General features: G+C 35.7%; 9 protein-coding genes. 6 read left to right on the plus strand and 3 right to left on the minus strand.

Annotation, left to right across the window (positions count from 1 at the left end):
• Positions 1 to 140 precede the first annotated feature (140 nt).
• Together ACE94K_RS05925 and ACE94K_RS05930 are read right to left on the minus strand one after the other, a co-directional pair.
• A complete protein-coding gene (locus ACE94K_RS05925) occupies positions 141 to 875 on the minus strand; it encodes a hypothetical protein (RefSeq protein WP_378181325.1) in 735 nt (244 codons plus the stop codon).
• Positions 876 to 1,418, minus strand: coding sequence for an RNA polymerase sigma factor (locus tag ACE94K_RS05930; protein ID WP_378181328.1), 543 nt, complete (start codon positions 1,416 to 1,418; stop codon positions 876 to 878).
• A gap of 106 nt (positions 1,419 to 1,524) precedes the next feature.
• Here ACE94K_RS05930 and ACE94K_RS05935 point away from each other — a divergent pair, with 106 nt between their 5' ends.
• The 6 genes from ACE94K_RS05935 to ACE94K_RS05960 all read left to right on the plus strand — a co-directional run bounded on the left by ACE94K_RS05935 (position 1,525) and on the right by ACE94K_RS05960 (position 12,104).
• Positions 1,525 to 2,871, plus strand: a complete 1,347-nt coding sequence (locus tag ACE94K_RS05935; RefSeq protein ID WP_378181331.1) for an OmpA family protein — start codon at positions 1,525 to 1,527, stop codon at positions 2,869 to 2,871.
• 76 nt (positions 2,872 to 2,947) lie between these two features.
• On the plus strand, positions 2,948 to 3,682 hold the full coding sequence (locus tag ACE94K_RS05940; RefSeq protein ID WP_378181334.1) for a hypothetical protein: 735 nt from the start codon (positions 2,948 to 2,950) through the stop codon (positions 3,680 to 3,682).
• A gap of 440 nt (positions 3,683 to 4,122) precedes the next feature.
• The gene (locus ACE94K_RS05945) at positions 4,123 to 5,100 is read left to right on the plus strand and encodes a ribonucleotide-diphosphate reductase subunit beta (RefSeq protein ID WP_378181338.1); all 978 of its coding nucleotides are present in this window, start codon (positions 4,123 to 4,125) and stop codon (positions 5,098 to 5,100) included.
• A gap of 368 nt (positions 5,101 to 5,468) precedes the next feature.
• Positions 5,469 to 7,940: a ribonucleoside-diphosphate reductase subunit alpha gene (locus ACE94K_RS05950; RefSeq protein WP_378181341.1), complete on the plus strand. Its 2,472-nt coding sequence runs from the start codon at positions 5,469 to 5,471 to the stop codon at positions 7,938 to 7,940.
• A gap of 82 nt (positions 7,941 to 8,022) precedes the next feature.
• Complete coding sequence (locus ACE94K_RS05955; protein ID WP_378184235.1) at positions 8,023 to 9,366, plus strand: deoxyguanosinetriphosphate triphosphohydrolase; 1,344 nt, start codon at positions 8,023 to 8,025, stop codon at positions 9,364 to 9,366.
• An 86-nt stretch (positions 9,367 to 9,452) separates the two neighbouring features.
• Positions 9,453 to 12,104: a T9SS-dependent M36 family metallopeptidase gene (locus ACE94K_RS05960; RefSeq protein WP_378181344.1), complete on the plus strand. Its 2,652-nt coding sequence runs from the start codon at positions 9,453 to 9,455 to the stop codon at positions 12,102 to 12,104.
• Here the strand turns inward: ACE94K_RS05960 and ACE94K_RS05965 are convergent.
• Positions 12,085 to 13,872 carry a 1-deoxy-D-xylulose-5-phosphate synthase gene (locus ACE94K_RS05965; protein ID WP_378181347.1) on the minus strand — a complete coding sequence of 596 codons (1,788 nt, stop codon included), beginning with the start codon at positions 13,870 to 13,872 and terminating at the stop codon, positions 12,085 to 12,087. The two genes, ACE94K_RS05960 and ACE94K_RS05965, sit on opposite strands and share 20 nt — an antisense overlap.
• Positions 13,873 to 13,898: the final 26 nt, after the last annotated feature.

Here is a 13,898-nt window from a genome sequence, read left to right on the forward strand (position 1 = left end):
ACGCATATACAAAGGTATTTTTTATTTTTGTGTAATCCATAAAAAATTCCTTCTCTCCTTGGAAAAGGAAACATTCTTATGATTATTTAAAGTATTTAGACCTTATCTGTATTTTTAATACTTACTCGCTCTGATTCAAGTTATTTGAGTTGTTCAAGTAGTTTTTCTGCATCACCTTTTTTAAAACTTCCTACTTCGACCATTTGTTTTAATAAGTTAATAGCTTCCTTTTTTCTATTATCTTTCAGGTAGGCTAGTGATAAATACCATTTTCCTCTTTCAGACAATTCATCGTTCAAACTAATGTGCTTTTCAAGTAAAGGAATTGCTTCTGCTGTTTTGTCTAATGCCAATAAAGCGTTTGCCTGATATAACAAAAAATAAGGTCTTTTTGTGGTTTCATACAACGTTTCAAATTGGTTTGCTGCTGATTCATAATCTTTAGTTTCGTAAGAAGTAAAGGCGATAACTTCTGCATCATTATCGTTTTCCCCGCGTACAATTGGGGTTACCACATTTTTGTATGGCTCAAAATTATCAGCATATAATTCATTGGTGTCAACACCAAAGGGATTGAGCAATGTTATGCCACCTATAGCAACCACAAGTAGTATGGATGCCGCCACCAATAATCTTTTATAATTAAACAAAGGAATGACTTTGGTTTCTCTAGCCGCAATTTTGGCTTCAAAATCAGCCATACTTTTTCTCAACTGATCCCTGTCTTCAGATCCCGAAACAATTTTTAAATTTCTAATCAGTTCAACCTCTTCTTTAAACGTATCGTCTTGATCCAGTAAGATGTCAAACTGCTTTTTTTCAGAAGGTGTCAGTTCTGATTGAATATATTTGTCTATTAACTCTTCTCGTTCCATTTAAGCGGGGGTTTTAATTAATTCTTTTAGGGATTTTAAACAACGGGATTTCTGACTTTTTACTACGTTTTTACTTTCGTAGCCCAAGCTTTCAGTAATCTCATCAATCGTTAGTCCCCGATAATAGAATAAGGTTAACATTTCCTGACAACGTTTTCCTAAATTTTTAAAATGTTGTCTTAATAGTCGTTGTTCTGAAGTTAGTTCTGGTTCTTTAAAAACCTCGGTAATATCAGACGTTTCTTTAAAATCCACACTGTTTTCGTAGGAGATAGTTTTTTTTTGTTTTTTGAGCTGATCATAGATCATATATTTTCCAATACTGAATAAATATGTTTTTACCGAGCTTTTAATGGTATCCAGTTTGCCATTGATAGCGTGTTCTCGGAGCGCTATGAATGCTTCTTGGTATATATCTATAAGCGTATCGTGATCTAAGTCATATTTTTTAGCAAACTGTAAAAAAGCATTCCTATACTCATTATAGATCTTTTCTAAAGCTTGATTATGACCTTTTTTTAACGTTAACAGTTCTTCCTTCATACTTGGTAACCTGACAATAGGGTATTAGGTTCATCTTATTTTCCAAACATAAAGTTAACCTTTTTTATAAAACGCCCACTAAGGTTTAAAACCAAACAAATTAATTATGAAAACTATAAAACAAATTTTGACAATAACAGCACTGTTTTGCGCAATGTTGTTTCCTCAAAGTACACAAGCTCAATTTTGGAAAAAAGTAGCAAAAACAGCAGAAAAGGCGGCGGAAAAAACAATTCTGAAGAAAACCGAAGAAAAAGTATCTAAGAAAACAGGAAAGACAATAGATGATACTGTGGACGGAAAGCCTAAAAAGGATAAGAAAAAAAGGAAGAGCAAAAAAGGAGCTGTAATTTCTTCTCAAGAAGATGAAGAAAATGATGAATCGCAAACAGCAGAAACTAAACCATCTTTTGCTGCATATTCTAAGTTTGATTTTGTGTCTGGTGAAAATATAATGGCGTTCGAGGATTTTAGTCAGGATGAAATTGGGGATTTGCCTGCACGATGGAACTCTTCTAACTCTGCGGAGGTAGTGACGCTAAACAATGCGGACGGACGCTTTATACAGATCGGAACCGGAAAAGGCTCTTATGTTCCTGAGTTTATAGAGGAGTTTCCGGAAAACTTTACGTTAGAATACGATGTAGTATTTGATTTTGATGTTTCAGAATATGCATATCAAAGGGATCTAATGGTAGTTTTCTCCGATGTTGAAAATCCTGGTTACGAACTACAAAAAAGCAATCCGGGAAAAAACGGATTCATTTTTTCCATTAGAGGAGGGATAAGTGGTGGAGGTAATTTGGATATTTATAAATATTGCACTGACCGCAATCTGGATTTACGCTCCAAAAAACAGTTTGGAAAGTTGAATAAAGATAACAACGGAAGAGGAAAAAAGATGCACGTTTCTATATGGAAACAAAAACAAAGAGTAAGAGTATATGTAGACGAGCAAAAAGTGTTTGATATACCTAGGGCATTCGAAAAGAATTCAATAATTAAGAATGTAAAGTTTTTCTCTCAGATAACTCCTGAAAATACATTTTACTACGTAGGCAATATTAGATATGCCATAGGCAAACCCGATATGCGTAATAAATTAATTACAGAAGGAAAATTGGTTACTTACGGGATTACTTTTGATACCGGTAAAGCCACTGTCAAATCAGAGTCTTATGGCACTATCAAAAAGATTGCCAATGTGCTTTCGGAAAATTCAACAATAAATGTTTTGATTACCGGACATACAGATGCTGATGGAGATGAAGCTTTTAATCAAAAATTATCAGAGAAACGAGCAGCATCAATTAAGGAGGTATTGGTGAACGATTTTGGAATTAATCCTTCTAGATTAGAAATAGAAGGTAAAGGAGAAAAAGATCCAATTTCTAAAGAAAGTACACCAGAAGCTAAAGCAAAGAATAGGAGGGTAGAATTTAAAAAAGTATAAAAAAATAAAAGAACGATGTTAACCTTTTGTTTTCAAAAAACACTAAGAATAAATTCAATTAAATAAAAAAGATAAGATGAATACAAAAATTAAAAGTTTAGGTAAAATAGTCCTCTTGGCGTTGGTAATTGCTTTTCAGTCTTGTAGCAACGAAGATGATGGTGTCATACTGGAAAATGAAAATCAACTAGAAGATATTCAGGGTCGTATAGAACAATATCAGGAAACTCTGGGTGCAGTAGAGGCTCCTGATGCGATGCAACAGTACGCACAGCAAAATGCATACGCATCCAGTGCAGTTCTATCCTTAACCGCATTACAAGTACAAGCGATAACATATTCTTCTGTGTTCTTAGATATTCCGGGTGATGTAGAACAGCAGAGTATACTTAGTAAAAATGGTCAAAACGCAGGTACCTGGGTATGGAGCTATGGCGGAGTTACTTTGTATTATACAATTACATCAGATGCCAGCTTTGATTACTTCACATATGATATAGAAGAGAATGGTGTGAGAAGAACCTTTTATGAAGGTAAAATGAGTAAGGATGGTAATTACTACGATGTGCGTTTCAATGGAGAAAACGGAGAGTTTTTATTGATGACTTATAGTAAAACAGGAAATATTATTAGTTTCAAAATAGAAGATCAGAATAATGATAGAATAGAGCTTACCTATAGTGAAACTGACCGTTCTGGAAGCATAGAAGTATACGATGCAGGTGTGTTATCAGAAAGCTTTGTTTGGTTAGCTAACGGTACCGGCAGATATACAAATCATTCGACTGGAGAGACATTTACCTGGCCATAAGATGTAAAATTCAATAAATCCAATTTCAGAGAAAGTCATATCTATGAATTAGATGTGACTTTTCTGTTTTTTAAAGCTTTTTTAGATATAAAAATGGAAATTTAACTACATTTATTAACGTGTGGTTTTACCGTAAAACAGAGAGTTTTTGAAGTTGATTTTTTTTGTGATGAAAACGGTGTGAACTAGTGAAAAACTGGTACTTGTTAAGGTTACTAACAGTGTTGTTTATATCTTTTTGAATTAGTTTAAGTGCTTGATAAACAGTTGTTTAAAATAAAAATGTTAAATATTGAATTTCTTAGGTTATTTCCCGTCGTGTTGAAAACTTTGTTGAAAACGTTTACTAACTTTTTGTGAAACTTCCTGAGCATTTTTTGATCTTTGTTAGTCCATAGCGGAAACAAAAAAAAGAATAAAAACTAGCTAAAAGAAAAAAGATGAATGCAGTAGAGCCAATCTTGCAAGAAAACAAAGACAGATTTGTAATTTTCCCAATTAAACATCATGATATTTGGGATTGGTATAAAAAATCAGAAGCTAGTTTCTGGACTGCCGAAGAAATTGATCTACATCAGGACATTACTGATTGGGCAACAAAATTGACAAATGACGAAAGGTATTTTATCAAGCATATTTTAGCATTTTTTGCGGCATCAGATGGTATCGTAAATGAAAATTTGGCAGAAAATTTTGTAAATGAAGTTCAATATAGTGAGGCAAAATTCTTTTATGGTTTTCAGATAATGATGGAAAATATCCATTCTGAAACATACTCTTTGCTTATTGATACCTATGTTAAAGACGAAAAGGAGAAAGATATTTTATTTAAAGCGATCGAGAATTTTCCTGCAATTAAGAAAAAAGCAGATTGGGCATTAAAATGGATTGAGTCCGATTCTTTTGCAGAGCGATTAATTGCTTTTGCTGCGGTGGAAGGGATTTTCTTTTCCGGAGCATTTTGTTCTATTTTCTGGTTGAAAAAACGCGGCTTAATGCCAGGGCTGACGTTTTCTAACGAATTGATTTCAAGAGACGAAGGAGTGCACTGTGATTTTGCTGTGCATTTACACAATAGACATTTAGTAAATAAAGTGTCAAAAGAAAGAATTCGGGAGATAATTGTAGACGCTCTAAATATTGAACGCGAATTTATTACAGAATCTTTACCAGTAAGTTTGATTGGTATGAATGCTAAATTGATGACACAGTATTTAGAATTCGTTACGGATAGATTACTAATGGAGTTAGAATGCGAAAAAGAATATGGGACGGCAAATCCATTTGATTTTATGGATATGATCTCATTGCAAGGAAAAACCAATTTCTTTGAAAAAAGAGTTTCTGAGTATCAAAAAGCAGGTGTTCTTAATAAAGATACTGAAGAAAATAAGATAAGTTTTGATGCTGATTTTTAATTATAAAGATGTTCGCCGCCCAAGGAGGATGTCTTATAGTTTGTGATCCCGGCACGAGCTGGAATCAAAATTGTTTCAAAATATGAATATATTCATTCTGAGCTGGTCAAAAATAGTACTTCTGTTTAATTAGCGATTAGCTCAGTTTGATAAAGCTAACTGAAAGCTTTACCCAAAACAAAAAAGGCGAAAGTCATATAATTATATTTTACTTATAGAAATAATCTGGTTGCTACAACCAGAGGTTTTTTCTTAGTATCCTATTTCGGGGGAAATCATTTATGAACTGTAAGGTTTAACAAAAAGAATAGTAACACAAATTAATACCACATTCTTCTAAAGAAGAATTTTATAAAAACCAAAAGCGTATGTATGTAGTAAAAAGAGATGGTCATAAGGAGCCAATTATGTTCGACAAAATTACCGCAAGGGTAAGAAAGTTATGTTATGGATTAAATGCTCTGGTAGATCCGGTAAAAGTTGCCATGAGAGTGATAGAAGGATTGTATGATGGTGTAACGACAAGTGAACTGGATAATCTTGCTGCAGAAATCGCTGCGACAATGACCATTGCACACCCTGATTATGCTAAGCTTGCCGCACGAATCTCGGTTTCTAATCTACATAAAAATACTAAAAAGACATTTTCTGAAGTGGTTACCGACTTGTATGAGTATGTAAACCCAAGAACAGAAAAAAAAGCACCATTGATCTCTGATGAAGTGTATGAAGTGATCATGGCAAATAAAGAGAAGCTGGACTCCACAATTATTTACAATCGCGATTTTGGGTACGACTATTTTGGTTTTAAAACATTAGAACGTTCTTATTTACTAAAAATTAATGGTAAAATAGCAGAACGTCCGCAACATATGCTTATGAGAGTTTCTATTGGGATTCATCTAAATGATTTAGATGCAGCGATAGAAACCTATGAACTAATGTCTAAAAAGTATTTTACACACGCTACTCCGACTTTATTCAATTCAGGAACACCTAAACCACAAATGTCATCTTGTTTCTTGTTAGCAACAAAAGATGATAGTATTGATGGAATTTATGATACATTAAAGCAAACGGCTAAGATTTCACAATCGGCTGGGGGAATAGGGTTGTCTATTCATAATGTACGAGCTACAGGCTCGTATATAGCAGGTACTAATGGTACATCAAACGGTATCGTTCCAATGCTACGTGTATTCAATGACACCGCACGTTACGTGGATCAAGGTGGAGGAAAACGTAAAGGATCCTTTGCTATTTATGTAGAACCTTGGCACGCCGATATCTTTGACTTTCTAGATTTAAAGAAAAACCACGGTAAAGAAGAAATGAGGGCACGTGATTTATTCTATGCGATGTGGATTCCGGATTTATTTATGAAACGAGTACAGGAAGATGCAGAGTGGACTTTGATGTGTCCAAATGAGTGCCCCGGATTGTTTGATATGCACAGCGAGGAGTTTGAAGCGACATATACACGTTATGAAGCTGAAGGAAAGGGACGCAGAACAATAAAAGCCCGTGAGCTTTGGGAAAAGATACTAGAATCTCAAATCGAGACGGGAACACCTTATATGTTGTATAAAGATGCGGCTAATCGTAAATCTAATCAACAGAATTTAGGTACAATACGTTCCTCTAACTTATGTACAGAGATCATGGAGTACACAAGCCCTGATGAGGTGGCAGTATGTAACCTGGCGTCTATTGCATTACCTATGTTCGTAAAAAATGGTGCGTTTGATCATAAAGAGCTTTTTAAAATCACAAAACGCGTTACCAAAAATTTAAACCGAGTTATTGATCGTAACTACTATCCGGTAAAAGAGGCAGAAAATTCTAATATGCGTCATCGCCCGGTTGGACTAGGTGTACAAGGATTGGCAGATACTTTCATCCAGTTGCGTATGCCTTTTACTAGTGATGAAGCTAAAAAACTGAATCAGGAGATTTTTGAAACATTATATTTTGCTGCAGTAACAGCATCTATGGAAGAAGCTAAAGTAGATGGACCATACCAAACCTATGAAGGGTCTCCTATTTCTAAAGGAGAATTCCAACATAACTTATGGGGCATCAAAGATGAAGAATTAAGCGGTCGCTGGGATTGGGAAGGTCTTCGTAAAAAGGTGTTGAAAAACGGAGTGCGTAACTCCTTGTTAGTAGCACCAATGCCTACAGCATCGACTTCTCAGATCTTAGGGAACAATGAAGCGTTCGAGCCATACACCAGTAATATATATACAAGACGTGTGTTGTCTGGAGAATTTATTGTGGTAAATAAACACTTGTTAGAGGATCTCGTGAAATTAAACCTATGGAGTGATGATTTGAAGGATGCTATTATGCGTGCTAATGGTTCTATCCAGAATATAGATATTATTCCTCAGGATCTTAAAGAACTATATAAAACAGTTTGGGAATTGAGTATGAAGGATATTATTGATATGTCTCGTCATAGAGGATATTTTATAGATCAGTCTCAGTCACTAAACTTATTTATGGAAGGTGCAACGATGGCAAAACTTACGTCGATGCATTTTTATGCGTGGAAGAGTGGATTAAAAACAGGAATGTATTACTTAAGAACAAAATCTGCTGTTGATGCGATTAAGTTTACACTTAAAACTGAAAAGAAAGAACAACCACAACCAGAAAAAGTGGCGGTTGCAGCAGCACAAGTGATGGAAGCTCAATCTGTGGCAAAAACACAACCACAACCCGAAGCTGTGCAAGTTTCTACAGAGGGTACATCCTTAACACCTGAAGAGCTAAGAGCGTTAATCGCTCAATCCAAAGAAGCTGAAGGAGATGATTGTTTAATGTGTGGGTCTTAAAGACTCAATTTATATAGGGCAAAAGGGAGGTTTTCTACATTGAAGCTTCCCTTTTTTGTATATTCGAATTTTTTAAAATATGATGAACTGGGAACAGCTCCTTTCCTTAAAAAGACAAGGAGATACAAATAAAAGATTGCGTAAGGAACAAGATGAAACCCGATTAGGTTTTGAAGTAGATTATGACAGAATTATTTTCTCTTCGGCTTTCAGAAGTTTACAGGATAAAACCCAGGTAATTCCATTATCCAAAACCAGTTTTGTACATACCCGATTAACGCATAGCTTGGAGGTTTCTGTAGTAGGGCGTTCTCTTGGGCGAGTAGTTGGAAAAAAGATTTTAGAAAAACATCCGCATCTTGCCAATATTCACGGATATCAGTTTAATGATTTTGGAGCTATCGTTGCAGCAGCAGCTTTGTCACACGATATCGGTAACCCTCCGTTTGGACATTCTGGAGAAAAAGCCATAGGAGAATATTTCTCAACAGGAAAAGGAAAGAAATACAAAGAGTTTTTGACCACAAAGCAGTATCAGGATCTTGTAGATTTTGAAGGAAATGCGAATGGGTTTAAGATCCTGACAGAATCCAGACAAGGTATAGAAGGAGGATTGCGATTATCGTATGCTACATTGGGTGCTTTTATGAAATACCCAAAAGAGTCCTTACCTAAAAAACCTACATCTCATATTGGGCATAAGAAATTTGGATATTTTCAGAATGAAAGTGCTTTTTTCAAAGAAGTAGCAGAAGAAGTAGGGTTGCTGTCATCAAAAATAGGAAATGAAACAACCTATAGTCGTCATCCATTAACATTTTTGGTTGAAGCGGCAGATGATATCTGTTATACCATCATTGATTTTGAAGATGGAATTAATTTAGGGTTGATACAAGAAGAATACGCTTTAGAATATCTGATTAAATTAGTAAAGGATACTATAAATACCGCTAAGTATAATACTCTAAGCACTACAGCAGACCGTTTAAGTTATTTGCGGGCATTGGCAATAAATGCTTTGATACAAGAAGCAGCAAGTATTTTTGTCCAACACGAAGAAGAAATATTATCCGGAAATTTTGATGTCGCTTTGATTGATAAGAGCAGGTATCGGGCGCAAATCGATGATATCATTAAAATCAGTGTAGATAAGATTTATCAAAGTAATGAGGTTGTGGAAAAAGAAATTGCTGGATATGAAATTCTTGCGACGCTATTAGATAGGTATTGTACAGCTACAGATCATTATAATAATAGACAAACTTCAAATTATGATAAATTAATTCTGAAAGCAGAAGGAAAGCATTTCGACTATAAAAATGACGACCTTTATACTAGATTGATTGGTATTTGTAATTATGTGGCTAGTCTCACCGATGGGAACGCCTTGTTAAAATTTCAGAAAATCAAGGGGTTGGAAATATAATCTATTGTAATTAGAGTTTCTTTTTCCTTATTTTTAGGTTTTGATAAGTATAGTTAGAAGTAATCATTGCTAAAGCAAAATTGTACATGAAGAAATTCTATTGGAGTATTTTATTTTTCCTTATAACCTTTTATGGTCTAGAAATAAATGCTCAAACCCCGAATCTACAGTTAATTGAAAATTATTTGGTAAAGGAAGGAATGCCTGTAGCTGATACCCAAGGACTCCGTATTCAACGAGAATCTTTTTCAAAGAGTTTGAAGGCTTCTAACATCTATGTAATTCAGGAATATAACGGAATTCCGATTTACAATGCCATCGGAAGTTTTGTTATCAAAAACGGAGTAGTAGTTTCCTTTAATGGTAATTTTCATAAAAATATTGCCCAAAAAATAAACACAACAACTACTTCCGTCCTTCCGGAAAACGCAGTACAATATGTTGCTTCAGACATAGGGATAGACATCCCTGTTAATCTGAAAATGATGGATAAAAACGTACACGGAAAAACAATATATTTAGATAAAAATATATCTCAAGAACAGATTCCTGTCCAACCAATTTATGTGCTTAAAAACAACGAATTGATACTTTGCTGGGATATTAGTATTCTTACTATAGATGGTAAAAACTGGTATAGCGCTAGAGTAGATGCTGAAACCGGAGAAGTTATTGATAAAACCAATTGGATGACTGAATGTACATTTGAGCATAATGATAAATTGACTACGAGTACACGGATGGTTTCTTCTTTTGGATTTAAAAATGAAACAGGTGTTTTAATGGAAGGAAGCTACAATGTATATCCAATACCAGCGATAGAAAGTCCAAATCACGGGAATAGGGTAGTAGTTAATAATCCTTCAAATACAAATGCATCTCCTTTTGGATGGCACGATACCAACGGAATTGCGGGAGCCGATTTTACGACCACCAGAGGAAACAATGTAATTGCCTCAGAAGATATTAATGCAAACGACGGTATAGGAGATCTGGCAGATGGAGGAGCAAATTTAATATTTGATTTCCCTTTTAATCCAGATGGATTGGTAGAAAACTTTGAAGAAGCATCGATTACTAACCTATTTTATGCAAACAATGTTGTGCACGATGTATGGTACCAATATGGTTTTGATGAAACAGCGGGTAATTTTCAATTCAATAATTATGGTAAAGGAGGACTAGGAAGCGATGAGGTTTTTGCAGACGCACAGGATGGTTCAGGGTTTAATAATGCCAATTTTGGTACTCCTCCAGATGGGTCAAACCCAAGAATGCAGATGTTTTTATGGAATCCAACACCAGATCCTTCAGTGAATACTTTTGTGGTTAATAATGGAGCACTGGCAGGATCCTATAATACTGTAGATAATTCTTTTAACCCGGGTCACGTGGATGCTCCTGTGTTTCCTGATGGAATTACCGCTAATTTAGTACTGGTTCTTGATGATGATCCTTCTAATGATCCTAGTGATGGTTGTTCAAATATAACTAACGCTGCTTCCCTTAACGGAAATATAGCTGTAGTGAGAAGAGGTAGTTGTAATTTTGACGATAAAGTATTTAGAAGCCAAATGGCCGGTGCTGTAGCTGTTCTGGTGGTAAATAATGTTGCCGGCAGTCCTATCGCGATGGGAGGAGATAATGGAAGTATTACCATTCCTGCGGTGATGATAGGTCGTGATGATGGAGAAGCACTGATAACAGAAATGACTTCTAATACAGTAAATGTGACTTTATCCGATGTTGGTAGAAACTTTTTTGCAGAAGATAGTAGTTTTGATAACGGAATCGTCATACACGAATATGGACATGGAATTTCCAATCGTTTGACTGGAGGAGCAAATAATTCGGGTTGTCTAACCTCTTGTGTTCAGTTTGATCCAAATGGAAATTGTATTCAGGCAACAGAGCAAATGGGTGAAGGATGGTCTGATTGGTTTGCGTTAATGATGACTATTGAACCCGGAGATACAGGAGAGGATAGTAGGGGGATAGGAACCTATGCGGCGGGTCAACCAATAACAGGTGTAGGTATTAGACCTAATCCGTACAGTACAAACATGAATATTAATCCTGTAACATATGCAGATACCAATAATACAAATAGTTTTTCGGCACCACACGGAGTGGGATCAGTGTGGGCATCCATGCTATGGGATCTTAATTGGGCATTTATAGAAAGAGATGGTTTTGACCCCGATTTGTATAACGGAACCGGTGGAAATAATCTGGCAATGCAATTGATCATTGATGGGTTAAAGTTACAGTCCTGTAATCCTGGTTTTGTAGATGGTCGTGACGCCATATTGATGGCTGATGAAATTGCAAATGCAGGTGCAAATGCGTGTTTGATATGGGAAGTTTTTGCACGAAGAGGCCTGGGTTGGAGTGCTTCTCAAGGAGATTCGCTAAGTAGAACAGATCAAACTGAAGCATTCGATTTCCCGCCTTCTTCAGAAGTATCCTGTTTGTTAGATGTAGAAGATTTTGAAAAGAATATTTTTAGGATTACACCAAACCCTTCTCGTGGAAATTTTGTTATCAATGTGTCCAAAGGTTTTGGAGAAAGCAACGTGAGAATTATTGACATGAATGGAAGAGTAGTTTTTGAACAAAACATACTGCTGAATAGTGCATATGGTATTAATGCTCAGCGTTTGAGGACAGGAATTTATATATTACAGATTTCGACAGAAGAAGGAAATAAATATACCACTAAGATCGCGATTCAATAGGTGAAAGTTCAAGTATCATTTCTTTAATTTTACTAGCCGAAATACCGCAGATTTCTTGTAATTCTTCCGTTGTGCCGTGATGGATAAATTGATCAGGAACCCCAAGAATTTTAATAATTGGAGAGAGGTTATTTTGATTTGCAAAATCAAGTATTGAGGATCCAAAGCCTCCTTTTATGGTTCCATCCTCTATGGTAAAAATTATTTTATACTTCTGTAGAATATTCTTTAACAACGCTGAATCCAGAGGTTTTATAAAGCAAAAATGATAATGACTTATTTTTTCTTGAATAGCATCTAGAGCGTTCCTCACATTGATTGCAATTGTTCCTGTAGATATAATGGCAATTTTGGAGGTTCCTTTAGTAAAGCAAGTTCCTTTGCCAATATGAATTTTTGTAAAAGGTTTTTTCCAGTCTTTAGTAGTGCCTCGACCTCTGGGATATCTAATAGCTATTGGGTGTTCTAATCCCAAAGAAGCGGTATATAAAAGATTTCTTAGTTCTATTTCATTTGCTGGTGCTGCTAGGATCATATTGGGAATACAATTTAGGTATGCAATATCAAAAATACCGTGATGTGTAGCCCCGTCTGCACCTACTAATCCTGCTCGATCTATACAAAAAATAACGGGCAATTTTTGTAGTGCTACATCGTGGATTACTTGATCATAAGCGCGCTGCAAGAATGTAGAGTAGATCGTACAAAAAGGCACTAATCCTTGTGTAGCCATCCCTGCTGCCAACGTAACCGCGTGCTGCTCCGCAATTCCTACGTCGAATGCCCTGTCCGGCATTTCTTCCATCATATATTTAAGAGAGCTACCAGTTGGCATTGCTGGAGTGATACCTATAATTTTTTCATTCTCTCTGGCTAATTCTAAAATGGTATACCCAAAAACATCCTGAAACTTCGGTGGTAGCTGTTTATTGTCTTTAGGTAGTAAATCCCCTGTAGCAGCATCAAATTTTCCTGGAGCATGATAAGTAACCTGATTTTTTTCTGCTTGTTTTAATCCTTTGCCTTTGGTAGTTATTACGTGTAAAAGTTTAGGGCCTTTTATTGTCTTTAATTTTTCAAGAGTTTCTAGGAGTTTGGGCAAATCGTGACCGTCAATCGGGCCAAAATACCCAAAATTCAATGCTTCAATGATATTATCGGTCTTTGGTTTATATCCAACTTTGGCTTTGGTTAAATACTCTTTTAACGCACCTACACTCGGATCTATTCCAATCGAATTATCGTTTAGGATAATCAGCATATTGGCATCAGTTACTCCGGCGTGATTTAGTCCTTCAAATGCCATTCCGCTTGCAATAGAAGCATCTCCAATAACAGTTATATGTTGCCTTTTTATATCACCTTTCAATTTTGATGCAATAGCCATTCCTAAGGTAGCAGAAATCGAGGTTGAGGAATGTCCAACTCCAAAAGTATCGTAAATACTTTCGCTACGTTTGGGAAAGCCACTAATGCCTCCTAGCTGTCTATTTGTATGAAAAAGATCTTTCCGGCCAGTAAGGATTTTATGAGGATACGCTTGATGACCAACATCCCAAACTAATAAGTCATTAGGCGTGTCAAAAATATAATGCAACGCAATAGTAAGTTCTACAACGCCAAGACTTGCTCCCAGATGGCCTTCTTTTGTAGCCACAATATTAATAACAAAATCACGTAGTTCTTTTGCTAGAACGGGTAACTGATCAGCAGAAAGTTTACGTAGATCCTCAGGATACTTGATATGTGAAAGTAGAGTGTCTTTCATGCTGTAAAAGTACTATTTTGAAATGA

The sequence above is a fragment of the Aquimarina besae genome (genome assembly GCF_042434905.1).
In the GTDB taxonomy this organism is placed as follows: domain Bacteria; phylum Bacteroidota; class Bacteroidia; order Flavobacteriales; family Flavobacteriaceae; genus Aquimarina.